Annotated in this window: 18 protein-coding genes, 1 pseudogene and 1 riboswitch; of the genes and pseudogenes, 11 read left to right on the forward strand and 8 right to left on the reverse strand. The window is 58.2% G+C overall.

All coding sequences use genetic code 11. The annotated features are described in order from the left end of the window. Nucleotides 1-221 precede the first annotated feature (221 nt). From ACOJB8_RS27195 to ACOJB8_RS27205, 3 genes are all read left to right on the forward strand, one after another. Nucleotides 222-881 (forward strand): hypothetical protein, encoded by a 660-nt coding sequence (locus ACOJB8_RS27195; protein WP_475015401.1) that lies wholly within the window; start codon nucleotides 222-224, stop codon nucleotides 879-881. Between the two features lie 28 nt (nucleotides 882-909). Further along, the gene (locus tag ACOJB8_RS27200; protein ID WP_475015403.1) at nucleotides 910-1,209 is read left to right on the forward strand and encodes an IclR family transcriptional regulator domain-containing protein; all 300 of its coding nucleotides are present in this window, start codon (nucleotides 910-912) and stop codon (nucleotides 1,207-1,209) included. Between the two features lie 348 nt (nucleotides 1,210-1,557). Next, on the forward strand, nucleotides 1,558-2,796 hold the full coding sequence (locus ACOJB8_RS27205; protein ID WP_475015406.1) for a hypothetical protein: 1,239 nt from the start codon (nucleotides 1,558-1,560) through the stop codon (nucleotides 2,794-2,796). A 469-nt stretch (nucleotides 2,797-3,265) separates the two neighbouring features. Here ACOJB8_RS27205 and ACOJB8_RS27210 read toward each other — a convergent pair whose 3' ends face one another. The 4 genes from ACOJB8_RS27210 to ACOJB8_RS27225 all read right to left on the reverse strand — a co-directional run bounded on the left by ACOJB8_RS27210 (nucleotide 3,266) and on the right by ACOJB8_RS27225 (nucleotide 7,855). After that, nucleotides 3,266-3,754: a hypothetical protein gene (locus ACOJB8_RS27210; protein WP_475015408.1), complete on the reverse strand. Its 489-nt coding sequence runs from the start codon at nucleotides 3,752-3,754 to the stop codon at nucleotides 3,266-3,268. Between the two features lie 640 nt (nucleotides 3,755-4,394). Then, entirely contained in the window at nucleotides 4,395-5,531 is a 1,137-nt protein-coding gene (locus tag ACOJB8_RS27215) for an FRG domain-containing protein (RefSeq protein ID WP_475015410.1), read from the reverse strand. Nucleotides 5,532-5,817: 286 nt separating this feature from the next. Next, a complete protein-coding gene (locus ACOJB8_RS27220) occupies nucleotides 5,818-6,666 on the reverse strand; it encodes a tetrahydrofolate dehydrogenase/cyclohydrolase catalytic domain-containing protein (protein ID WP_475015412.1) in 849 nt (282 codons plus the stop codon). A gap of 167 nt (nucleotides 6,667-6,833) precedes the next feature. Next, a riboswitch (ZMP/ZTP riboswitch) is annotated at nucleotides 6,834-6,916 on the reverse strand. 633 nt (nucleotides 6,917-7,549) lie between these two features. Next, on the reverse strand, nucleotides 7,550-7,855 hold the full coding sequence (locus ACOJB8_RS27225; RefSeq protein ID WP_475015415.1) for a DUF6471 domain-containing protein: 306 nt from the start codon (nucleotides 7,853-7,855) through the stop codon (nucleotides 7,550-7,552). A gap of 548 nt (nucleotides 7,856-8,403) precedes the next feature. Between ACOJB8_RS27225 and ACOJB8_RS27230 the strand changes: the two genes are divergently transcribed. The 5 genes from ACOJB8_RS27230 (at nucleotide 8,404) to ACOJB8_RS27250 (ending at nucleotide 16,037) form a co-directional block, all read left to right on the forward strand. Next, nucleotides 8,404-9,162, forward strand: coding sequence for a PDDEXK family nuclease (locus ACOJB8_RS27230; protein ID WP_475015417.1), 759 nt, complete (start codon nucleotides 8,404-8,406; stop codon nucleotides 9,160-9,162). 37 nt (nucleotides 9,163-9,199) lie between these two features. Further along, complete coding sequence (locus ACOJB8_RS27235) at nucleotides 9,200-11,641, forward strand: hypothetical protein (RefSeq protein ID WP_475015419.1); 2,442 nt, start codon at nucleotides 9,200-9,202, stop codon at nucleotides 11,639-11,641. 45 nt (nucleotides 11,642-11,686) lie between these two features. Then, a complete protein-coding gene (locus ACOJB8_RS27240) occupies nucleotides 11,687-13,234 on the forward strand; it encodes an ATP-binding protein (RefSeq protein WP_475015421.1) in 1,548 nt (515 codons plus the stop codon). 69 nt (nucleotides 13,235-13,303) lie between these two features. Beyond that, entirely contained in the window at nucleotides 13,304-14,665 is a 1,362-nt protein-coding gene (locus tag ACOJB8_RS27245) for a TniQ family protein (RefSeq protein ID WP_475015423.1), read from the forward strand. A 73-nt stretch (nucleotides 14,666-14,738) separates the two neighbouring features. Further along, nucleotides 14,739-16,037 (forward strand): TniQ family protein, encoded by a 1,299-nt coding sequence (locus ACOJB8_RS27250; RefSeq protein ID WP_475015425.1) that lies wholly within the window; start codon nucleotides 14,739-14,741, stop codon nucleotides 16,035-16,037. A 1,426-nt stretch (nucleotides 16,038-17,463) separates the two neighbouring features. On the opposite strand, the gene ACOJB8_RS27255 is transcribed toward ACOJB8_RS27250, so the two are convergent. Together ACOJB8_RS27255 and ACOJB8_RS27260 are read right to left on the reverse strand one after the other, a co-directional pair. Further along, the gene (locus ACOJB8_RS27255) at nucleotides 17,464-18,744 is read right to left on the reverse strand and encodes an MFS transporter (RefSeq protein ID WP_475015427.1); all 1,281 of its coding nucleotides are present in this window, start codon (nucleotides 18,742-18,744) and stop codon (nucleotides 17,464-17,466) included. A gap of 25 nt (nucleotides 18,745-18,769) precedes the next feature. Further along, a pseudogene (locus ACOJB8_RS27260) lies at nucleotides 18,770-19,812 on the reverse strand (M20/M25/M40 family metallo-hydrolase); the annotation flags it as partial. A 175-nt stretch (nucleotides 19,813-19,987) separates the two neighbouring features. Between ACOJB8_RS27260 and ACOJB8_RS27265 the strand changes: the two are divergent. Continuing rightward, the gene (locus ACOJB8_RS27265) at nucleotides 19,988-20,887 is read left to right on the forward strand and encodes a LysR family transcriptional regulator (RefSeq protein WP_069261796.1); all 900 of its coding nucleotides are present in this window, start codon (nucleotides 19,988-19,990) and stop codon (nucleotides 20,885-20,887) included. Between the two features lie 12 nt (nucleotides 20,888-20,899). On the opposite strand, the gene ACOJB8_RS27270 is transcribed toward ACOJB8_RS27265, so the two are convergent. Beyond that, nucleotides 20,900-21,481 (reverse strand): cytochrome b, encoded by a 582-nt coding sequence (locus ACOJB8_RS27270; RefSeq protein ID WP_083245009.1) that lies wholly within the window; start codon nucleotides 21,479-21,481, stop codon nucleotides 20,900-20,902. A 264-nt stretch (nucleotides 21,482-21,745) separates the two neighbouring features. Between ACOJB8_RS27270 and ACOJB8_RS27275 the strand changes: the two genes are divergently transcribed. Next, nucleotides 21,746-23,227 carry a methyl-accepting chemotaxis protein gene (locus tag ACOJB8_RS27275; RefSeq protein ID WP_406951734.1) on the forward strand — a complete coding sequence of 494 codons (1,482 nt, stop codon included), beginning with the start codon at nucleotides 21,746-21,748 and terminating at the stop codon, nucleotides 23,225-23,227. 145 nt (nucleotides 23,228-23,372) lie between these two features. Next, entirely contained in the window at nucleotides 23,373-23,807 is a 435-nt protein-coding gene (locus ACOJB8_RS27280) for a hypothetical protein (protein ID WP_069261799.1), read from the forward strand. A gap of 202 nt (nucleotides 23,808-24,009) precedes the next feature. On the opposite strand, the gene ACOJB8_RS27285 is transcribed toward ACOJB8_RS27280, so the two are convergent. Continuing rightward, on the reverse strand, nucleotides 24,010-24,696 hold the full coding sequence (locus ACOJB8_RS27285; protein ID WP_475015433.1) for an NADPH-dependent F420 reductase: 687 nt from the start codon (nucleotides 24,694-24,696) through the stop codon (nucleotides 24,010-24,012). Between the last annotated feature and the right edge of the window lie 83 nt (nucleotides 24,697-24,779).

Raw genomic sequence — 24,779 nt, forward strand, 5'->3', positions numbered from 1 at the left:
CACTCTCATGAAGGAGCGTGGCGACTAGGCCAACATTTGCGAGCTGATGTTCGGAAAAGAAGAGTTTTGCATATATCTGGCCATTCTTTGTCAAAAATCCATCGAAGAGACACCGACAACCTTTATTGGTGCCGGACGTCGGTAGGGGTGGCAAGGCTGCCAATACGCGCGCTAGCCGTTAAAATCCCGAAATCGATGCCGATGAATCAAGTGATGCCCAAATGCCGATTCTGCATTGCACCGGCGATCCAAGGGCAAGGAAACAACCAAGCAAGGATAACGAGAACAACAGGATGAAAAGACGGGTTACATTCGCGCTGGCGTTTTTTGTGCTGGCCCCACTCACCGCTTGCTCGTCGATGCAGTCGACCGTAGCGAACAGTGACGGAGTGCGGCTTCGTGATTTCGGGCCTTACGTGATCCAGGTTCGAACGCCGTCGGCGACTCTGTCATCTGTTGTCTACGAGTTTGCAGTCCAACAGTTCAGCAAATCTCTTGATATTGCTGAGCGAGAGCCTGGCAGGGGTGTCATCGAGGTGACGTTCTCGAGCGATGGCGATAGCGCCTTTGTCGGATCTTCGACCACGACCTCGACCGGCCAGTCGTACAGCTCAGGCTGGTATACCGGAAACACATACTACGGTTCTGCCTCGGTCACAGGTACAGCAAACACCTTGAGCAGTGGCGGTGTGTTCACATGGCAAAACAGCACGCTTCTGGTTGTCGTGCGCGACAAGAGCGGTCGACGGCTCTATACGGCAGACTACGATTACAAGGGCGGATGGGAATTGTCAGGGTGGGTCGTCAATACACCCGAGGAAGCTGCACGCTTATGCGTCGAGCGCGTTCGCAAGCAAATGCTCAAGGATGGCGTCATGTAGTACCGCTCCGTGAAAATAAAACCGACCTATGAAGCCTATTGGCAAGACGGTAGCCGCCGCTCGGCAGCTAGATACAGCGATCGATCTGTATTTCGGCCATTCAGACAATGCGGGTGACGACGAGGAACGGTCGCCCGGTACGCGTTGCGTGGGCGCACCGATCCGCAAACTTTCCGGACGTGTTTTCGCGTCGATCAGCGTGAGCGGCCCGACGCGTCGCGTCACCAAGAAAAAGGTCCACTCTCTGGGCGACACGGTTATGCACTATGCGGTCGGCATCTCCGCACGGCTGGGTTACCGCCCTGCCCAGGAGGAAGTCGCAAACTAAGCAGGGAAAGTGGCGCGGGTTCCTCGACCCGCGCACGACAGCACACCACATAACGGGCCCTCATTGCATCGGGCCTGATCAAATCAGAACGGCAGCTGGCCGCCCTTTCTGGCCGTTACTATCTTCCACCTTCTCGCTCCAGCGCTTTACCGCAAGTGGTTCTCGATGCATCCCGCATACGCCACCTGCACCGCACTTTCGGCGGGAAGCCAAGTTTGTCATGATGCGTAGTGCTCCCTGACGGACGACATCTTGTCAGACCGGCCGCATCTGAATGGTGAGCGAAGTTCAGTTCCTTTGGTCATTGGCACATGCGACATCATGTGCGGACGAAAAAGCGGAGTTGATATGCCAAACACGCAATGGGGTGCCCCCATCACTTTTGGCTGGGAACTCGAAGGAACCAGGACCAATGTCCTGAAGTGGTATGAGCCAGGTGATAGCGTTCTCAACACGATCCAGCTAAGGCGCGATCAGTGGCGCGCGCTCACGTTCGAAGAGCAGTCTCGGATAGTTGCCTCACTAACAGCGAGTCCTGGATGGGGAACTGATCCACTCCGATGGAGCAACTTCGTTCGGCGCGTGGATGCGCCTGCCTATATTCAACAAAACCTGAAAGAGGAGGCGGACCCGCGAACGTGGGAAGTCAATGCGACCCCCACCGGAAACATCACGGTAGACCAGCTTTTTTCGACACAACTTGATGTGGCTCGCAATCTGCTGGCTGACATTGATCAACGTGCTCAGGTGGTTGGTTTTCACATTCACGTGGTGTTTGATAAGCCGGCCGGCTCACGCGAAGCTGTACTTGGGTGGAACGGATATATTGCGTCCCTGTTCACGCTAATGAACGACTACGCTGCGATGAAGGATGCTGCCAATCGAAATGAGAATTTCACCAATCGATTGGTTGGCAACTCCCCCAATAAGCCGAATGACGTCGCAGGCATGCTTGATTTTAATGTGCGGCTTGACAAGGAGCTCACCCCGGGACAAATGGGTGGACCTCAAAAATATAACTTCGTGGGCCTTCGAGATCTCTATGGAAATAATAGACTCGGGTTCGAGATACGAGAAGGCTGGACGAAGGACTGGGGTCGCTTTAAGTTGTTTGTGAACCGGTTGGTCGCATATCTTGGAGCGCTGACCACCGCTGACGTGCACGTGAAAGCAGGCAGACCACAAAACGCCTCGAGATTTACCCTATCAGATCACCTTTTGTTTTACGACTTGCCACTCGATGCGCCGCCGGACTTGATGGAGAGACTGCGCAAGGAGGCTGCTGATGTACTCAGAGTCCCTAGAAATCAGGCGGTCACGGATCCAGTGACGCTATACAGTCGCTGGTCGCGCGCATTTATACCTTGGGAGCGTCATCCAGCATTCAAGACAGACCCGGCGCAGCAGGCAATAATACAGCAGGAGCGCGAACGGATGCGCAAAGCCATAACGAAATACTTTAAGCAGCTGGATGTCCAGAATCAGCGACTCGTTTCTGGCGGATTTAATCCTCAAATAAATATCGATAGTATCAATGGGTTTATTTTGACTTTTTTTGAGACCACGAGGATCCACAAATACCTATAGAACGTGATGGGCTCTGAGTGACCGGGCTGGGCGATGACCGAACCTTCGCACTGAGGCGTTGCGTTGTCGCCCCCTAAGTCGGCGCTGGCAGCGGCCGCCGAGCAACGCAGGGGCTGATTACTGAAACAAGACAAGTGCACGAGAAATACGGGGGCTTTCTTTCGTGCGCAGTTCGAAAGCGCGGTTACACGGCGCCGACCTCGACGACAGGCGCGCCTACTGCTGGACTCATCAGGCTGTTAGCCCCCTTTCAATCCGGAATACAGGGGGTACTCCGTACCATTCCGGAGCAGGCCTTTCGCGGACAAATCTGGAAAACGTCTGGGTTGCAGTGCTTGCACGAAAAGATCACATAGCGCGAGATGAACATGCAGGTCGTGCAGCTTTCCACCCACGCGCCATCCCGCTGCTCGCGGGCAATGGTTGAAGCGCCACAGTTCGGACAAGCGTCGAAAAAGCTAGCCATAGCTCACCTCAGCAACGACGTGAACGGCGCGAGCGCAATGAAGTAAAAGACTGCCGCCAAGGCACAAACCGTTGCGCGATCCACCCTGGTACCGTGTCGAAAAGTAAAGGAAGCGCCTGCGGCAAAGATGAAAGTAAAAGCGATCAACAAGATGGCGACAACGGCGATCAGCACCATCCGGAGCAATGGAAGCGGGAAAAGCGGTCGAAATGCGTAAACCACGTACACATATGACGCTGCCATTCCGAGTTGTGCGATACCGACGGACAGGACAATCGGCTGAAGGAGTAGTGGAAGCGCAGTGACGACCGCCAGCGTCATTGCAATGTAAAAATACGTCGTATCGACGGAGCCCGCTGGGAGGACCTTCTGTGAGTATTTGAGAATTGCTGCTATTACCCCACCGCCGACGACCGCCGTACCGGAAAGGCCGGCGCGCTTTAACCAAGTCGCTGCCACTTTGGGGTTCGCAGGGTAAAGCGACAAGTGCATGCCAAACTCCTGGCGGCAAATAGATCCCCGTACTGGCGTCATGGCCGTTTAGAATCTCGCGTTCCTCGTGAAGTTATAGGCCAATTACGTTGCGCACAGTTTCACACTCGTGAGATCTGTGCGGTAGCGCACACAGCGTCGCGGACGTTCCCGGGGATTGTCGGCTGCATGGCCACTATCAGGCACTCGGGCCGTCAAATCCGCCAATGAGACCCACCAGCCGTTAGCGCGTTTCGCCGGCAACGGCCGTATGCAATACGTAACCGCCATTCGACTGACTACATGCAGCAATCGCGGCTGTGCGGGCCATCATCGCGAAACGCTAATCCAACGCCGCGACCTTGCGGGGTTGGCGCGCTTTGGACACCCTAAAAGGAACATACTAGCTCTGCGAAATGTGTCATGGAACGTGGATAAGATCACTACTGACCGATGTGACCGCCCGAAATCGACCCCTAGCAGTCACTGGCGACAGTCCGGTTTGGGGTAGCCTGCTGAAACACGGCAGTAATGCTCCAATCATTCCACCATGCCCCTCCGCACAATAGCGGAGCGGGCTTGCGTACCGAGGGCGGCCGCTACGCCGTCGTCATGCGATCTACATCTACGCATATCTTGAACTCGACGGTTGCGGCTTCGCCTAGATTCGTCCTATAAGCATCTCATGCCTGAGTTTGCGGCAAACCCCGTCAATTCCCGGAAATAGGGTAGCGGCGGTTATGCCCATGTAAGAGAGGTCGCTGAGTGCTTTCTCGGCTTCCGAGATTGGGATATCAACCGCTAGCAGTAGGTCGTTATTCGGTGTCACTACACGGGCGGTCAAATAGTGTTCAATATCTTTGACTGTTGATAACGTAAATAGTCCCTGCTGTGCGAGTAAACGTGGGTTGTCGCGCGCCGACACCTTCAAAAACGCAATGCCCGGTTCGAGTTCTGTCAATCCTATAATGGGAGGCGCGTACTTTGTGGCGAAGTTCTCAGTTAGCGCATAGACACGAACGTGCGTGGCGTCTGATGTTTGTCGACGCTCAAGCGCATCCGAAAAGGCGAAATAAGCGGCGATGTATGGTGACTGCGTCCAATCGAGAAGCGGCGTAGGGAACCCGTGATGCTGCGCAATCGCAATTAGCCGAGCAAAATCACTGGGGTCGCCGCGCTGTAGTACAAGACCGAAAGCCTCTAAATGCTGATGAAGTTCTGTGACCGTGCGAGCGTTGTAGTACCAAAGATCACTTCTGCCCGTTCGGTGATACGACGTTTCAAGCTGCCAGCGACGGTCGGCGTGGCCTCGAAATGCGGCGGCGCGCTTGTCGCTCTCCCGGATAGTCGCAGCCCAAGTCTTGTAATCGCTCCATGTGTGACATGAGGGCACGTCGCCGAGCCCATGAGGCGTTAGGACTCGCCCGAATCCGGCTCGCCCTTTAACACCATTGCTGGCCCACCACTCGCCAATAAAAGTACGGGTTTCTTCGTCAAAGCGTCCGCATAAGCCAAAACTTAACGGCTGATAGTCTTGTATTGGGAATGACACAAGAAACGGGATTCCTATGTCGTTGCGATGGTACATGGCCTCAGCTTGGGCGACGAACTCGGGATCGATAGACTCGAATTTCACGACCATGCCAAACGGGGTGCCCCCGTTCATCGGGCGTCCCACAAGCATCAGCCCACGATCCGGCCGGTTTCTATCGACGTTCAACACAAAGTGTGCTTCCTGCGGCGGCACCATTCCGTGCGGGCTATGTAAAACGCCAAAGAACTGACCAAAGAACGGCATGTGCTATCCCCGAAGATGAACACTCAGAAGTGTACCGTCCCTCAACGTTCTATCCATCCATACGATACGGTTCGGGGAAAGGCGTACGAGTTGCTCGGCGCGCTCGATTCGCCGCGCGACGGCTGAAGCTGAGCCCTGAAGTTGTAAGAAATCCCTCGTTCGCGAGTGGCTGCTTTGGGGCGACAAGTTTTCAACGGTTACGGGCCGTTGCTGGCCCGACAACTGCCCGATGCAATGAGCCGTAGCCGACCCCCAGGCGGTTGCCCGAGCTTCCCCGAGCGGACCTTCAGGCGCTTCCTGCCGCGTGCTCGGCTGCGGTTACCGTCTGTGAGATGAGCGTTGAGATCGTCATCGGGCCGACGCCCCCCGGAACGGGAGTCACCGCAGCACATCGACCAAGCAGGCCGCCGGCGTCAATGTCCCCCATGCCGCCGACGTGGTATCCCGCATCGATGACGATAGCCCCGTCACTGAGCCACTCTCCCCGAATGAATCCGGGCTTTCCTACCGCGCCAACGATGAGTTCTGCGCGCCGAACCTCCGCTTCAAGACTGACGGTCTTCGAGTGGCACAACGTCACCGTCGCGTTGGCATTGGACAACATCAGGGCCATCGGCTTTCCGAGGATCGGGCTGCGCCCCACGATAACGGCGCGCCTGCCTGACACATCAATCCGGTAGTGTGAAAGCAGACGCATGATTCCGGCTGGCGTGGCAGACCCGAAAGCGGGCTCGCCGAGCGCCATCAACCCGAAGCCGTGGCTGGTCACGCCATCGACGTCTTTCGCAACAGCGATCCGGTCGAAGCAGGCGCGTTCGTCGACATGACCCGGCACCGGATGCTGGAGCAGGATGCCGTGCACCTCCGGATCAGTGTTCAGCTGGTCGATTTCTGAGAGGACGTCGTCGGTTGTCGCGGAGGAGGGCAGCGTGATCGCTCGCGAGGCCATGCCGACCCGGCGGCATGCATTGCCCTTCATGCGCACATAGGTCGCCGACGAAGGGTCATCGCCCACGAGGATCGTTGCCAGTACCGGTGGCTGGCCGCCGTTCCTCCTCTTGAGCGCAGCGACGCGATCCGACAGTTCGCATTCGTGGAGCGCGGCCAGTTTCCTGCCGTCAAGCAAGGTCGTCATGCGACCTCCCGCTGCGGAAATCCAGTCACCGCCTGTCCGGAAACAGGCGCATGCAGGGCAACGCATCCGAAGGTCGGGAAAGCCGGTGAGCGTGGTTCACACGGCGGAGAAGGCAGGCATAAAACGGCGATGCAGGCATTGATCATGGGAGGTCTCCAGAACGGACGATCAGATGCCCAGGCGAACGGCGGCGCTACGTCTACGCTCCCCGATGGTGCTCCATCCGTTTTCGCCAGTCACGCAGACGCCGTATCTTACCGCACCCCCGGGATCGCCGCCGGTTCAGTCCGGCACAACGGGCGCCGCGACTGGAGAGCCGAGGGGCGTGGCCACCGGTCGTACGCGTCCTGCGTCGCCGCGGTTTACCGGTCAGGGTCGGTGCGCGGGGTGTGCAGCATGGCCGTGATAAGCGGCGTTATCGCGGCCAGCACGGACAGGTGGCTGGACGACTACGCAATCGATGCGCCGCAACCCCCGGCCCTGGTGGCCGGGCGAGGATGACGTTGCTGCGCAGTCAGCCGTTCGCCACTGTCGGCTGCAGTCGCGCTGCGACACGCGGTACGTGCGCACGACAGTGCGAAATCTGCGAAAAGGCTTTCCCCCGTGTGTGGGGGATCTTGCCGTCTCGCTGCAATTCGTCACCCGGGAGCGCGGTTTCGGCGGGCGGGGTCGGCGGCTCACATGGCTGTATGCCGCTAGCGCGGGTCCGGAAAAGCGAGGGTGTGTGTCGGTTCTTACAAAACGGCACGCATTGGACAATCGCCGTCCCGCGTGTCGGGATAGATATCTGTACGCGCCTGCCCGCCGCTATCCGGCTAGTCGCCGGGGCTAACGCACGGATCGACATTCGGCTCCTATCCTCCGGCGCCGTTGCCGGGAAGTCTCAGGCCTTCGCAATGCCGGGCGTGTGCCGAGTCGGCACCGTAAGGGTTACCTCAGAGACGCCGATCGCGCGCATGCATTGATACATGAATGCGAGTTGAAATGTGCCGCGACGAACCTTCTGAGCAATCGACGTCTCAGTTTCTTGGATGCCCTGCGCGACCATCAAATTGGCCAATTGGGCGTACGTAATGTTGCGGTGCATCAAAATCGTCTTGAGCGCTTGCCTCGCCGTCTCCGTATCGTCAAACGTCGCGATTGCTGCAGCCCCGCTCATCGCACCTTGCACCTTGTGCTTGGATTGCATACTATCTCTCTGAATGCAGTGATATATCTATACAAAGAAAGGGTTAACTCTAATTACAACAATATGTCGCCATATGTGACATTTTCGTGCCGATAGTAATCTGCTTAAAGCAGCAAGTAATCGGAAACTGTTGAAGATTCAACAATGCATTTTACGGCGCTAGCGGGGGATGCGGTAGCGCATCGCCGCGAGGCGACTGCGTTCGCACCTGCGATGCTGATCGAGCCCCCAAGGCCGTCCGGAATTCTGGCACACAGTTGCACTTGTTCGGTCAACCCAAGTCGACGGGGCGACCCAGCCAATCTCTGGGCGTCACTCATTTATTTCGTAATGCTTATGATTGTGCTGCAGCCAACCACTGCTACCCGGGAGGTGTGATGAAGTCGGGCTTGCGAACAGAATCGGAACGACAACGCCAGCTGTTCCAAAAGGAGCACCGGGGACGCGGAGACGGACGTGACTATGTACCTGGCCGCGCCCTTAGGGAGATGGCCCGGGGAGGGCGCCTGCATCGATTTGCCTGCACGCGGTGTGGTCGGCGTCAAATCGTGCTGCCATCGGACGTAGTTCTGGCTGTGTTTCTTGAAGAGGAGTGGGATTCGGAGACATGTGAGATCAAGGAGTACTGTCCCCACCTGGAGGTTGAGAAGACCCTGCAAATCGCGAAGTCGTTAGGTGTAAGGCATCCTGCGTTACGGGACGGAAGTCCAGCCCTGCTAATTACTACCCTGCTTGTCTGCAAGCAGACGAATAATCAGTTTGGATGGACTGCGATTGATATCTCATCATCGCGTTCTGGGCAACGCGATGTTCTTTCGGCAAGCCGCCAGATCAAGGCGGAGTTCTGGCGGCAGGCAGGCGTATCGTATCGGATCGTATATTCCGATGGACTCAATAGTCACCGGGCGAAGCACTTCTGGGATTTATTCAATGTAAGAGAAAGAGTTCTGGTTCGCGGGTTGACGAACGATGAGCGGGAAGCGCAGGACGCAGTTCTCAGGCGCTTCAAGGTGCGCAAGGACGCAACACTCTTGGATGTCTGTCGTGAAGCAGCATACGCACGTGGCATACCGCGTGCCGACTGTGTGGCGGCCATGAGACGCTTGATCGCGCTGCGCATGATCGAATGTTCGCTCGACGTTCCCGTTCTGCTCGCGCAGCCGCGCAGTGGTTCACGTATCTGCGTTGAAAGCAGCAGGCCCGACAACGAGATGCGCTCCAGCAGGGCGACAGAGAAAACACCTGACACCCTGAGTAAATGGAAAGAGATGTTCTGTCGAAAGAAGGAAGGTGAGATGCGCGAATGATGGAGGAAACCATGTGAATTTATTTGGAATGCGAAATATGGCTAGGAAAGTACAAGAAATGCCAGCTGTAAGAGAACTATTCAGGGATGAGTCGAGCAGGAAGATATTTAGAGTCGTGTACGTCGAGCGGGGAAAGGCGTCTGATTGGGATGAGACGGTGGTCGTTCTATGCAACATATTTGGAACCCACCTCGATATTCAGTTTCTCTATCTTCGCCAGTTTTTTGCGCGCCGTATGCCCGAGTACGGGGGGGAAGGGCGTTTAGCCTACGTCAAGCCGGTGGATGATCCCTACGGAATACTTCGAAAAATCCATTGGGATACACCAGCCAACGAAGATAAAAGCATTGAAAATTGGAAGCGTATCGAACCATTGGTGAATGACAGAACGAAATTTTATCGGACTCTTTCAAGTGGAGCAGACCGGAAGAATATTCTTCAGGACCTTGCAGATGACGCTGGTGTGAGTCTGCAGCGAATTCGAAGGTTGCACCGTCTATATATGCAGCGAGGGATGAACAAAAACGCGGTGGCAGCCGAGCTATGGCGTTGTGGGAGGCGGCATCAGCCGCCTAGGTACGAGGAAGGGGAGAACGCCGCGCCGACGATTGCAGCGAGAAAATATGAGAACAGACCCGGGAGAAAACCATCCCGCTCTGGTCAGCATGCAGTCAGAACAGAGGCTCTTGAGCGCCTGTTTGAACAATACATAGATATTTATATCACCAGCAAGTTCGGTCCGTGGGAGGTCGACGTCAGTGATGAGTTGATGGCCGAGATTCGACGTTTCAATAGTGAAGCGATTTTTCCCTCTACGAAGCGACGACGAAAAAAGAAGACAGCGAAATCTCGGAAGAAGCGATGGCCAAGACCGTCTGACAAACAGGCTGGAAAGAGAAGGCGGTCAGTGTGGCAAGACCTGGTCGATCACCTGAATTGGGTCTGCCGATGTGTTCGGATGGTACGTGATACCAATGGTCAGGTGATTGAACTTGAGCTGGCGCCCTTTGGCATCGTAAGTCATCGCCAACTGACTTACTACTACAAAACACGTGTTCCGATTGAAGTGAGAAACATTCGGAGCGTAGGGCCAAAAAAATACTCCGCTCAACATCGACCAATACGCGGCCATGGCTTGCAACACTCGCTTGGGCCAGGCATGCAGTACATGATCGACGCGACGATCGCCGACATTTACCTCGTGCTTGCCTATGACAGGACTGTAGTGGTTGGACGTCCGACTGTCTATCTCGCGATGGATCTTTGGAGTCGAATGATCGTGGGGTTTCATGTTAGCTTCGACCCACCGTCGTTCGATAGCGTCGCCTTGATGCTTGAGAATATTGCCACACCGAAAGTTGAGCTATGTGCGAGATACGGAATACAAATCGCTCGAGATATCTGGCCGTGTGAGTATCTACCTTCGTCAGATTTTGTAGCGGACCGAGGTGGTGATTTTATGAAATGCGCTGCATGGATGGAGGTTAACCAGGCGCTATCTGTAGCCATCAGTAATGCCAAGGCGTGGGACCCTACACTTCGTGCCTTTATGGAAAGACGATTCGGGATCATCCCAGCTATGTTTCAAAGGGCAAGTTTCGGTGTTGTTGAGGCTGACAGCGCAACACGGGGAGCTCCAAAATATCCGTGGGACGCAAGACTGACGATTACGGAGTTTGTGAAGAGACTGATTCGCGCGATCTTAAGGTACAACCAGACGCCAATCGGGCGACGCAGCGCCATGCCAGAGCTGGTAGCTGAAGGACTCGCTAATACACCGCTGAACCTATGGAACTGGGGGATCGACAACGTGACTGGATCGTTGAGAAGGCACTCGATTGATGAAATTCGCTGTGCCACCTGGCCGACAGAAATGGCTAAACCGACTCGATCTGGACTTGAATGGCGCGGTATGTACTACACCTCGCCATTCGTTGAGTCTAATCTCATACATTGCGGGGCGAGGAGCGCAAGGAGGGAGGTGCCGATCCGGTTCAACCCGAATGATCCAGCGCAGATTCTCTTGCCAGGTGAGCATGGCCTGGAATATGGACAGCTGGCCGACACCAACGTGAAAAAGCCGTCGGGATGGACGTTGATGGAATGGGAAATCTTTAACGATCAGCATCGGCGAATAGATCGGGAGAAACATGTCGCGCTTGAGTCGCAGCGAGTGATGGATCTTCTCAACAATACCGACGAAAGTCGGGCAGCGGACGCTGAGCAGAAGGCAGCGTTGAAAGCAGCCGGACTCGCACATCCGACAGCGTTACGCAGATCGGCTGTCAACAATAGACAGATGAGCGGGAGGTCAGATGTTGCCGGCTTCGGAAAATTCAAGGTCGAGAAGGGTGATACGGGGAAAGGCGGACGCGATCCGGTGATGCGCAACAACGTTCCCGGCTCAGATATTGAAGAGCAGGACGAGATTCTTCGCGCAGCCTATGAGAATAGCAGGAAGGTTATTGACGGCGAGTGATCAGATGTTTGGAAAATTTATGTCGCCCATTGGGAATGATTGAACATGGCCTCCACATCAACTAAATCTGATTATTCCAAGTTGGAATTCGGAAAGGAAGAGCGGTACAGGAAGGTTCCAGTTGATGTAAAGAATGATGCAATTCTGCAGCGAATGTGTCCATCAGTAGAGGCGGTATACCATGACGACGCATTGGAATTGAATGAGAATTCAGACAATCCATTAATATTAGCGCTTCCTCGATTTGAAACGCGAGACCGATTCTCGAAGGCCATGAGAATCAGCTTTGCCGTACCGCATTCTGACGACGCCAGAAAACTTTCGAGTCAATTGCGATTGCTTGGAATCGAGCGGATTTCGCGAGTACTCACGCTCACAGATTCTCATTTCCAGCTTTTGGACTGGATGCATATTTCACTCCGCCACCGTTATAGAGGGCTCGTGCCAGTTCGCGCGCTGAGAAGTATGGCTCAACGCAACTACAGGGAAACTCAGCGAGGCAGGCCACGAGCGATCTATACTCCGGATCCGTCCCATGCTGACTGCATTTCCGTGCTGGGCATATCCGGCGCCGGGAAGACAACTATGATGAAGATGGTGCTCTGCATGTTTCCGATGATTATCGAACATACAGAGTTCCGCGGCCTCAAGGCACGATTCACTCAGGTCGTCTGGATGATGGTGTCCTGCCCGCCGAACGGGTCGGTACTTACCTTGCTCAAGGGGATTTTGTATTGGTTCGATGAAAATCTTGGTACACATTACGTACAGGAAGCGGGTAGTCGAGCAAACTCCGGAGATTTGATCAAGTTTATTGTCGATAAAATTAAGAAGCATCACGTTGGCATGCTGATTATCGACGAAATACAGTTCGCCGTTCGATCTGCGGAGAGGGCTGATCTGGTGGGCTTTATCACGACCCTGCTTAACGACGGTCAGTGCCTGTTCGTGCTGGTTGGTACACCTGACGCTGGCGAGGTGATAAAAGAAACGATACGCAATCTGAGGCGCGTGGTGAGTCGGACATATATTCCACTGGAACATTTTCCGGAGCCTGCAGATGCAAAGCGTCTGGCGAGCAACATTGTCGCCATCGACTTCATGCCAGAGAAACCCGACAACCTGGACGAAATCATCGCGACGCTCATCGACGTCGGTGCGAGCTCGCCAGCATTCATGAAGCTTGCGTGGGAGCACACGCAGTATATGGGCGAGCGAGCAAATAAAAAGAAGGTAACTCCCGCGCTCATAAAAAGCGCGGTGAGAAAACCGTTCTCTCTCGTCAAGGGGCTTCTTGAGGCACTGCGCAATAGGGACGTCGTCGCCCTGGACGGCTATCGGGATGTCGCTGAGGAGCAGATGATTGCGATTCGCAAGAAGATAGCGTTGGAAAGAAAGAGAAGGAACATGAAACTGGATCCATGCAGGGATGAAGCGGCGGAGTTGTTCTCCAGTTGCGTCCAAGTCTTGCTGAATCTTAAGTGGCCAGAGACGGCGGCAGAAAAGTTTGTGAGGGAGAAACTGCTGGCCGATGCTTCTCTTACTGTGGAGCATATCTTGCGTATGGCGCTTGAAAGTAGCCCTGGAACGTAGCGAGGTGTTAGCTGAGCAACCGGGTTAATCGTTGAAGAATTTCCTTTGCGGGTCAGGGAGGATGGCGGAATGACAGTCTATCTGGATGCGCCTTTGCCAGACGAGATTCTTTTTAGTGTTATCGCGAGATATGTCGAGAGTTCCGGTATCAAGAATACTTCTCAATTCCTCAAGATTTTATTCGGGGAAGAACGTGCGAGAAGTGATAATTTCGAGCAGCTTGCTGACCAGACATTTCGGGCATGGGGAATGAATGCGGGGGAGATACGAGGAAGGCTGACTTTATTTCCATTTTATTCGGCGATCTTCCCGGGTTATGGGCGTATGGAAGCGGTAGGGAGAAGACAACGCTGTACGTCATGGTCCGGATTTGTGGAGCCCGGGAAGCCCGGGATTCGATATTGTGAAGCCTGCTGGAGGGAAGACGACAAGAATGGCTATCCTCGTTACTGGAGGCGCGCACACCAACTGCCTGGGGTTGTTGTGTGTACTGAGCATCGGCATGTTCTCTTCGGTCAGCGTTCGTCGTATGCGCGGTCTCTCCTCGATGACGCCGCTATGCGTGGGATGGGTTTTCCTGTTGTTGTTGGATCTGTGCGAGAGTCGGAAGCGTGGGCGGATGTGGCGATCCTTGCTGGCAAGTTGCTGCGAGGTGAGTCTTCATGGTCCCAGTTTGCGTTGCAACGCTCGCGCATGAATGTAACTCAAAGATGCGGATATGTCGTTGGACGCAAGGTGGATGCAGGGAGAATGGCAAGAGACTTGATTGCGCGGCTCGGTGCCGGATATTTTGATGCGCTCACGTCAACAAGCGATGTATCGTTAGAACTGCTGCGGGCGATAACTTTGCCTGACGTCCGTGTATGTGGCCCTCTTTGTGCATTGTTGGTTGGTTATATATTAACTGACGTCGTTGTCCGCTTATCACGCTCGGACGCGCCAGATTGTCCGGGAAGTCAGGATCACCATGATGGTAGGCATCGTGTAACTGAATGGGCAAATCGCGATCAGGGACCTCATTATCTCTGTATATGTGGACTTTCATTTGTCTTAGTTCGTGGGGAGCAGGGCGTCAGCATTGAGCTCACGCAGGAAGGGCCGGACGTAGCACTGGCCGCGAAGCTCCTGCTGGAAAGATCGCACTCAGTGCGAACGCTAGCGCAAACGTTGGGACTGACGGTTCCGGCGATCAATCAGCTAGCAGATAGTCGACTGGAGATCCGGTGCTGGAGCCGAAGAACAGAGCGAGCGAGAGGGCTTGTGCGGTGGATCGAACACGTTATCAGTTGTGGCTGTGCAGACGGGGCATACGCAAGTCGCGCGCATTTATTTCATTCGCTGGGTAGACTCGTCGAGGTGCTTCCTGCTTCAGTGATTCCTTGCAAGGCGAAAACCTTCGGGAACGAACGACGAGTTCGCGGAGAGCGATAGGGCATACGATTCAGAGGGCTAGTCGCTTGTGCTTGGACGGAGCAGGCTGAGTGCTTTTCGTGGGGAATTCGCGATGGCCACATATTTGGACGAGCCGTGCAGTGACGAACCATTGTTTGGCGTTGTAGCACGGTATCTTGAGCGCGTGCCGGGTACGAATTCGATTTGTGTCCTGAAGAGGCTGTTCGGAAAGCGATATATGCAGGCGGCAAACCTTGGTTCTCATACGGACAGGGTTGCGTCCGAAACCCAGGTTTGCTGGGGAATGTCCGCGGAAGAAATCGCCGAGCGCATGACGATGTTCCGCTATTTCGCAGCCTTTGTTCCCGAAGATCGAGCGAAGGACATGCTCGATTGTGTTACGGGAAATCTGGGGCCGGTATACCGTGGGCCGCGCGGGCATGTGAGACTTCTTGAAGTCCAGCGTTATAGACATCGTTATTGCCGGTCTTGTTTGGAAGCTGACAGACTTGCTGGCGAACCCATGCATTGGCGGCGCTCCCATCAGCTGGCAGGAGTAGTGGTTTGCGTATGGCATGGAGAACTACTTTGGGAATGGGAATATGCGAATCCCGGTCTCGGATTCGTGTCTCCAAGTCTGAATCTCGGGAAACCGATCCAGTTGATAATCTCTGAGAGGCAGCGTGGGGCACTCCTGCAGGTGGCTAAAATTTCCTGTGATCTGTTGAATGGGAAAGTAGCGATTGATCCAAAAATATTCTTCAAACATTTTGAGGAATATATAAGATCAAAATCCGCATATCTTGGTGGGATACGTCGAGATCAATGTTTGATGAGGGTCGTTGAGAATGCTTTTGGGCGATCTTATGTTGATTCCCATTCTTTAGATTTGAGTATGCGCTATTTTAGGCCTCGCGATGGAGTTGGGGGAGTTTTTGCGCTGCGTTTCGTGGCGGCTGCTGCTTTGGTTTTGCTGATCGAATCCGATGCGGAATTGATTGCCAATCTGGATTTCGGAGATCTGTATGGAGGCGTATCACCTGAGTCCGTTCGGCCGCGTTCGTATTGGGCACGTAGTCGGGCTATCCCATCCTGCGTGTGTCCGAGCACATTGGCCGAACACGGCAGCGGCCACTTCATCGATAACTGGCGTTGGCTGAGAGGGAGTTGCCGAGGGCGATGCAGTTGTGGCATGAGAGTGATATATCGTGCTGTACCGAATGCGGGGCCTACAATATCTGTTACTAGATGGGGAGATCTATACAAAAATGAAGTGAGGAGGCTGGGCAGGCGCGGCATGAAAATCTCAAAGATTGCCAGCCGTCTTTCAATGCCAGAGAGCTCGGTTGAGAAGATTCTAATAGACGCAGAAGTGCTACTTCCACGCCGCTTGAGGAGCAAAGGAAAGTGAGCATCGAATGTCCATGTGCGGCATCCCAAGTTCATTTGCCTCTCGTTGTGCGGTCGATCTTGGCCTCATGGGTGAGCGCTGCGTGCATGTCCCTCATCAAGCAGCGGACTGTCGAAAGACTGCTGTATAGGGTAGCGACTAAATCCGTCGATGAAGCACTTTTGCGCCCGATGGAATGAGGATGACAGAAGAAACGCATTCCTTGAGTGAGTCATTGCGCGTAAGAGGCGAACTACCAGATGTCATTGCGTTCCTCCCCAACCACCATTCGCTCGCAATCAATACAACGGTTTATCTAGGAGAAGGGTTCCTGCGTTTGCGGCGAGTGCGCTCTGAAGTCTTCGATGAAATGGTAACGGGTGCCTGGGCGCGCGAAATGATACCCAGCTCGGAAAGTAGGAAGAGCACTTTGCCTATTTGTGGCGTCGGCTTCCTGGCCTCACATGCGAAATAGACTTGGTTGACAGACCGGGCACGTTGACAAGGTCGTCGCGCGTAAGCCCTTGAGCGACACGCTCCGCTCAAACGACGCTCGCCAGCGTGCTGACGTCGCTGATGGGAGAATCTGTTCGATCCACGGGGTATTTCGGACATTGCTATTGTTCGGCGAAATGCTAGCAAATGAATACCTCAGCTTGGTCGAAACGGCTCCTAACGGGTACGACGAAGCGAATCGCGTGTCTCACCTCAATGTTTCGTATCCAATCGGGTGGCAATTCAGCTCGCGAGCATGAGTTGCAACGCACGATATGCTCCTTTAAAACCCTCGCGTGGTTCCCTGCTCGACGGCGGCAGCGGCAAAGTGGAAATCCAAACCGGCTCAACATGACTCTCTTCTTCGGCGGCGGCTTCGCCACGCGTCCTACTCGCACAACGATGGTAACCGGGGGGGTTAGCAATCAACCCCGTTGCGAGCGGGTGTCTGGAAGGAAAGCGACCTTGTATGTGAAGTCGCGGTGCAAATCTTCGGACAGACCTGGCTGCTCACACCTCTATTTGGCTCATCCAATGTCAGGCGTGGGTTGCGCAGGTTGAGGGGCGCGTGTTGTGGGTTTCGAGATGGTGCCAGTAGTTGTGTTGCGCCCCTTATTTTTTTGGGGCGGGGATGCCCTGCTGGACGGCCCGAGTGCGAACATCCGTCCGCCATTTGATGTGCCGAAACATAGGGCGACAAGAAGTGCGGACTCTCCGGCAACATTTCCTCGCGCTGTGGGCGCCACTAAGCCGCGAGTTCAGGGGATTTGTGGGTGTGCACTTTTTTGTACGCCAATATCCGTACATCTCGCGTTCCCTCCCCGCTTTCGCGTGGTCTAGCGCGATGCAAAACACCGGGAAACAACGCCTGGCAGTCGGTAAATTCGCCGGCCCGAGCCCATTGCATCGCGTGGATCACCGCTGCGTTAGCAGCGACCCACACGCATTCGATTCAAGCCGTCGCCTGCTGCGCAACCCTGGTCGTGACGCGCACGCGGCTCACATACGCCAGCGCGGACAAACTGATCATGGCGGTCGCAATCAGCCAGTAGCTCGGCGCGCTCTTCTCGCCGGTGGCGCTCAGCATCCACGTGACGATGGCTGGGGTAAAGCCGCCGAACACGGTCACGCCGATGTTGTAGCCGATCGACATGCCGGTGGCGCGCGTCGCGGCCGGGAAGATCTCGGCCATGAGCGCGGGCAGGGCGCCGAAATAGATCGACTTCAGCAGCGCGAGCCACGCAATCAGCACGAAGAGCGCAACCGCACTCGTATGGCCGGTCGCCCAGGCGAAGCCCGGGTACGCGCTCGCGAGGAAGAGCAGCGCGACACAAGTCATCTGCGTGCGCCGCCCGATGCGGTCGGACAGATGCCCCGCGAACGGCGTGACGACGGTGAGGATCACGCCGCCCGCCATCGTCGCCGCGAAGCCGGTTGCCGCAGGCAGATGCAACTGGCGGATCGCGAACGTGGGAATGTATTGCAGCAGATAGTTGACCGCCGTCGAGACAGTCAGCAGGCCGATCGCCGTGAGCACGAGCCGCTTTTGCTGGCCCAGCACTTCGCGCACGGGCGTTTCGGTACGCGCGCTGCGTTTGAAGTCCTCGGCGTCTTCAATGAAGCGGCGCAGATAGAGGCCCACCGGACCAATCAGTAATCCGAAGAAAAACGGCAGACGCCAGCCCCAGGCGGCGAGATCGGCGGGCGCCATGAGGCGGGCGAGTCCATAGCCGAACGAGGCCGCGAGCAGCGTGGCGAGGCCTTGCGTCGCGAACTGCCAGCTCGCGAGAAAACCGCGACGGTGCGGCGCATGCTCGATCAGCATGGCCGTGGACGCACCGAACTCGCCGCCCGCCGAAAAGCCCTGGATGAGCCGCGCGGCGAACACCGCGAGCGGCGCGGCAAGGCCTATCGTCGCGTAGTCGGGAATCAGCGCGATGATCGCCGTGCCGACCATCATGAGGCTGACCGAGAGCATCAGCGCGGCCTTGCGTCCGCTACGGTCGGCATAGGCGCCCAGTACCGCGCCGCCGAGCGGCCGCACGAGATACGATGCGCCGAAGGTGCCGAACGTGAGCAGCATCGAAACGGTCTCGTTGACCGCCGGAAAGAAGTGCTTGCCGATGTACACCGCGAAGAACCCGTAAATGGCGATGTCGAACCATTCGAGCGCGTTGCCGGCGGAGGTGGCGATGACGAGCCTCGCAAGGCTCACGGGTTGTTTTGCGGACATGGCGGCATGCACCTTTATTGGGTCGTCAGGCGAAGGCGTCGGCGGGTTGCGTCGCGCGTGCTTGCGCTTGCGCCGATGCGCGGCTTGCGGCGAGACGCGCGGCGTCGTCGCCGAGGTCCCACCAGAGTCCGGCCATCACGGCGAGCGCCTCGCGTGCGACGGAGCCGAGCAGGTGTTCGTTCGGCGCGTGCTGCGCGCAGGCCGGATACGAGTGCGGAACCCAGAGCGTCGGCAGGCCGAGCGTGTACGCGAATACGTCGTTCGGCACCGTGCCGCCGAGGTTCGGCAACAGCGCCGGCTTCTTTCCGGTCGACGCGCGCAGCGAATCGAGCGCCCAGTGCACCCAGGCATCGTCGGGGTCGAGCCGCGTCGCGGCGGACGTCTGCGTGACGCGCACCTGCACATCGTCAAAGCCGAGCCGCGCGAAGTGCGCTTCGAGATGCTCGCCCACGCGCGCGGCGTCCGTGCCCACCACGAAGCGCAACTGGCAAGTGGCCTTGGCCGTGGGCGGGATCGCGTTGACGGGCGCGTCGGGGTTGCCGGTCTTGAACGCGAGCACTTCGAGCGTGTTCCAGGCGATCACGCGCTCGGTGGGCGTGAGGCCGGGCTCGCCCCAGTCGGGATCGATCGCGGGGGCGTCGTCGTCGCCGCCGAGCACGATGTCGGCAAGCGCCTCGCGCACGCTTGCGGACACGGGCGGCGGACGCAGCCCGTCCACGGCGATGGCGCCGCGCCGGTCGACGAGGCTCGCGATCGCGTGCGACAGCACGATGGCTGGATTGCGCAGCGCGCCGCCCCAGTTGCCCGAGTGATGCGCACCGCGGCGCAGATCGACGAGCAGTCGAACGTCACGCCGCCGCGCGAGCCGAGGAACAACGTGGGGCGTTCGGCCAGCACGCGGGGGCCGTCGGAGGCGATGAACACGTCCGCCGCAAGTGTGTCGCGATGGGCGGCGCACACGGCGTCGAGGCCCGGCGAGCCGATTTCCTCGCCGGTTTCGAAGATCACCTTCACGTTGTAGCCGAGCTTGCCGCCGCGCGCGTCCAGCACCGCGGCGAGCGCGGCGCGGTCGATGGCGGTTTGTCGGGTCTCGTTCAAAAGGGCTCCTCTCATGCCTGGGTGCAGGGAATGAAAGCAGTCTAGGAATGCCAAAAATTCGCAACAATTTCAAAATTTGCGGATAGCATTGCCGAAACGGCAACACAAACAACGCCCACTGAGCGCCCACTGAACGGATAAGCCGATGCTTCATGGAATCGCCTTGCGCTACTTCGTCGAGGTCGCGCGCACCGGGTCGCTAGCCGCGGCCTCGGAGAACCTGCACGTCGCCGTCTCGGCGATCAGCCGGCAAATCAGCAAGCTGGAGGAGGACGTGGGGACGGCGCTCTTCGAGCGCATGCCGCGTGGGATGGTGCTGACCGAATCGGGCGAGCGGCTGGCCGAGCACGCGCGGCGCGCGCTGCTGGAGGGTGACGCGGTGCTCGCCGAAATCGCCACGGCCAAGGCGCTCGGGCACGGCATCGTCCGAATCGGCTGCACGGAGGGCTTTACGCGCTCGTTTCTGCCCCACGTGCTCGCGCAGCATCACGCCGCCGCGCCGCACGTGCATTTCAATCTGCGCTCGGGTACGCCTTCGCAGGTCGAGCAGTGGGTGGCCACGGGCGAGGCGGACCTGGGGCTGGCGTTTTCGAGCGGAGACCCCGCGAAGGTCTACGTGCAGTACAGCGCACAGGCGCCGGTCTGCGCACTGCTCGATCCGGGGCATCCGCTGGCGCAGCGCCGCTCGCTCACGCTCGCGGACCTGCGCGACTATCCCGTCGCGCTGCTCGAACGCGGCAACACGGCGCGCCAGCTATTCGACGAATGCTGCGCGCGGCACGGCATCAAGCTCGAACCCCTTCTCACGAGCAACAATTCGAGCGCGCTGCACGCGTTCGCTGCGCTGGCGGGCGCGATCACGCTCGGCAGCCGGCTCTCGCTGTCGGGACTCGCGGACGATCTTTCGCTGGTGGCGAAGCGCTTCGACGAACCGACGCTCAACCAGCGCAACCTGTGTGTGATGACGATGCGCGACCGGCGGCTTTCACGCCCCATCGAAGGGGTGCTGAGGGCGCTGATCGGTGCGATCGAACGGGCGTTGTGAAGGACCGGCGCCTCAGCGCTTGCCCGCGCGCCCCGTCATGCGTCCCAGGATGTCCACGCGCTGCACCAGTTGATGGTAGATCACCGCGAGCACGTGCCCGGCGATCAGTACGTACGTCAGGTACGCCAGCCAATAGTGGATCTTCGAGCCGAGATGGCCGAGCGCCTTGTCTGCCGGCACGACGGCGGGGACCTGATACAGCCAGAACCAGTTCACCGGATGGCCGCCGCCATACGAGTTGATATATCCACTGATCGGCATGGCAAAGAGAATCAGATACAGCAGGCCATGGCCGATATGCGCGAGCTTCTGCTCGAACGCCGGAATGCGTTGCGGCAGCGGCGGCGCATTGCCCGCAAGCCGCGTCACCACGCGGATCAGCGTGAGCAGCAGGACGGTCAGGCCAATCGATTTGTGGAAATTCACCCAACTGCCGTGCGACGGGTCATGACGGTCCATCGTCGTCATGTACCACGCGACCGGGATCACTACGAACATGCATAGCGCGCTCAGCCAGTGCAGCACGCGCAGCGTCAAGCCATAGGTGGGACGTGCGAACGACAACGCAGAAACGGATTGCGGGCTTCGGGACATGGTAGAGGGCCTTTTCGCGATCGAATTGACCTAGCCTGCCACAAAAACAGCACTGCGGAACATCCCCGGGCGATGCAGTTTTGTTAGGTCCCGTTACAACGGCTGGCGCCAAAATGACATTGGATGATAAGTCAACCATAATTCCTCAATGGATTTCCCTTATCTAGCTGCCGGTACGCCTGCCGATAACTGCGTAATGTGATTCGGCCTGTCCTGCCTCACTCTGGCCATAAGTTGCATTGTCAATCAGGAGTCGAGAATTCCATGCCCAGCAATTTCGCAGAAGCCCCGTTTGGCGAGGCCTACGCCCCAGCCAATGCCGCTCGACGGGTAGCGGCCGTCGAAAGCCCGCTCATGAACGCGCGCAAACGAGCCGACAGGGCTTGCGCGCTGGTCAACTGGATTCTTCTGGCGGGCGCCTTGGGGATCGGCTTGCACTTCGACGCGCTCACGCCCGTGCTCGTCGTCGGGTTGCCGCTAGCGCTCGTTTCCACGGCGCTCGCGCTTGCGTTGCCGGGGCTCAAGATCACCAGAATGGGTTCCGCGCTCACCTTCATGGGCGGCGCGGCCCTACTGATCGACGTGGGAGGCGGGCAGGACGAGTTTCACTTCGTCGTGTTCATCCTGCTCTCGCTGCTGCTCGCCTATCGCGACGTGCAGGTGGTGCTGCTCGCTACCGGCTTCATCTCCATCCAGCAACTCGCGTTCAACTATTTTCAGGCTTGGGGCTGGCCGGTCAGGGTCTATTCGCAGACGGGCTTCGACGTCGTGGCGCAGCACTGGGCGTTTCTCTGGCTGCAAACCTTGTTCATCGCGGCGATTTCGGCGCGCCAGGAGCGCGACGCAAACATCGCGGGCGAACTCGCGGCCATGTCGGAGGGGATCGGCCAGGCCTCGGGTTACATCACGCTGGGCGAGCAAACGAGCCGGCCCGCGAGCGATGTGGCCGGCGCATTCCACGCCACGCTCGCTGCCGTGCGTAAAACGCTGCTGCAGGTGCGCGACAGCGTGAGTGAAGTTTCGGAGTCCGTAGCAGGAACCAGCGCGCGTAACGCCGTCCTTTCCGAGCGGACCGAGCAACAGCGCCATTCTCTGGAAGGCATGGTCGCGGCGATGGAGCAGCTCAAGCAAAGCGTGCATGAGAGCGTCGATCACGCAATGGCGGCGAGCGAGCTGGCGGGCTCCGCGAGCGAAGTCGCGACCCAGGGGCGCGGGGCGATCAAGGCGGTGATCGATACGATGGGCGACATTTATCGTTCGTGCGAACGCATTACCGACATCATCGGCGTGATCGACGGCATCGCGTTCCAGACCAACATTCTCGCGCTCAATGCGTCGGTCGAGGCCGCGCGCGCGGGCGATCAGGGGCGGGGATTCGGCGTGGTGGCGGAGGAGGTCCGCACGCTGGCCCAGCGCAGCGCCTCGGCTGCGAAGGAGATCCGGGCGCTGATCGGGGAGTCGGTCGAGCGCGCACGCACGGGCAACGGTCTCGTCGAAAGCGCGGGCAATACGGTGGGCGAGGTGCTCGAAAGCGTCACGCGCCTGTCGGCCATCGTTCACGAAATGGCGACGGCCACCGGCGCGCAGCGCGCGGGCATCGACCAGATGGGCGAGAACATCGCCCACATCGACGCGGCGATACGCGAAAACGCGGCGCATGTCGCCGACACGGTCGAGCAGGTCGAGCAGCAGCATCGCCAGACGGCCTTGCTCGCCAGCGCGGTCAAGGTGTTCAGACTGGATTGAGCGGCGTCGCGACGCGTTTTCGGGGCGCGACCCCGAAGCAGACCATTTTGTTACACCTCTTACGGCGCTTGGCCTCCGGCGTTACAAAGCCCTTTCACGTTGGCCGCTATACTCGGTTCCGTCTCAAAAACGTAAGAGAACAACTATGTCGAAGAAAATCATCCAGATGGTTGCCGTTGCTGCGCTGACTGCTGCAGCCTCGCTGCCGGCGCTCGCCGGCGATATGAACAACGCACTGGGTGGCGCGCTGGGCGGCGTCGCCGGCGCGGCTCTGGGCGGCGCCGTGGGCGGCAGCACCGGCGCGGTGATCGGCGGCGCGGTGGGCGGCGGCGCGGGTGGCGCGGTCACCTCGAATCGTCGCGAACGCACGGGCGCCATCATCGGCGGCGCGCTCGGCGGCGGCGCTGGCACTGCCGCGGGCAATGCCATGGGTGGCCGCACCGGCGGCCTGATCGGCGCGGCCGTGGGCGGCGGCGCGGGTTCGGCGCTCGGCGGCAATGTCTCGCGATCGAACTCGTACGCCGACGACTATTCGCGCGGCTATCACGGCAAGCACCACAAGCACCGTCACTACGACTAAGCACAGCTTGCCGGGCGCAACGGCTAAGCGCCGCTGCGCCTCGTCATTTCGCGCCGCTGTATCCCGCGGCACTCGCCGGGCCGTTCTGGCCCGCGCGCAACTCCCTCCCTGCTTATGCTAGACCGCATCCGGGTGCCTGGCCGCGTTGGCTTCGTGCTGTTTGATTCGGTATGCCAGGCGATTTCCCCGGTATCGGTGAACGTCAATCCTGTCGCGGTTTGCGGCGCCACGAGCCATGTGGCAGTTCCTTGTCTCGCTCGGCCGCGGTGAGCGCGGCGCGCAGTTGCGTTTGGTTCAGTGGAATGCAATAGGCCGGTTTCGCGCGCTCGAAGCGCCAGCTGTCGGCAAGCGAACCCGCGTCGAGCACGTCGAAATCGAGCTGTGCGTGCAGCGCGGCAACGACAGCCTTCGCCGCATCATCGTCTGCCGCGACGGGTAGCGCGCGCCGTCCGCCTTCGACAGCCGGGCGCTCTTCGCGCGGCAGATCGTACGCAAGAATCGCGCTGAACGCCTTGACCACCCGTGCGCCATTGAGCTGCTGTGCAACGTGCTCGCTCGTCGCCTTGCGGTGTTCGTCGAACTCTGCAATGGCGCCGTCGCGCGCCGGATAGTAGTTCATGGTGTCGATGACGACTTTGCCGGCGAGCGATTTGACCGGTATCTCGCCAAGCGCGGCCAGAGGCAGCGCCGCGATCACGATTTCGCCGAACGCCGCGGCTTGCTCCAGCGTGCCGATTTCGCAGCCCAGCGCCGCCGCCTCTGCCGCGCGCGCCTTCGGATCACGCGACGAGAGCATCACTTCATGCCCCGCCTGCGCGAGCAGTTTGCCCAGCGTCGAGCCGATCTCGCCCGCGCCGAGAATGCCGACAGCCAATCGATGTTCGTTCATGGGAAGCCCCGTGGTTTGCAATGGAGCCTCCAGCGTAGCGCCGAAACTGTCATGCGATAATCGGACACCCGGGTGAAACACTT

Source organism: Paraburkholderia sp. BR10141 (assembly GCF_056155635.1).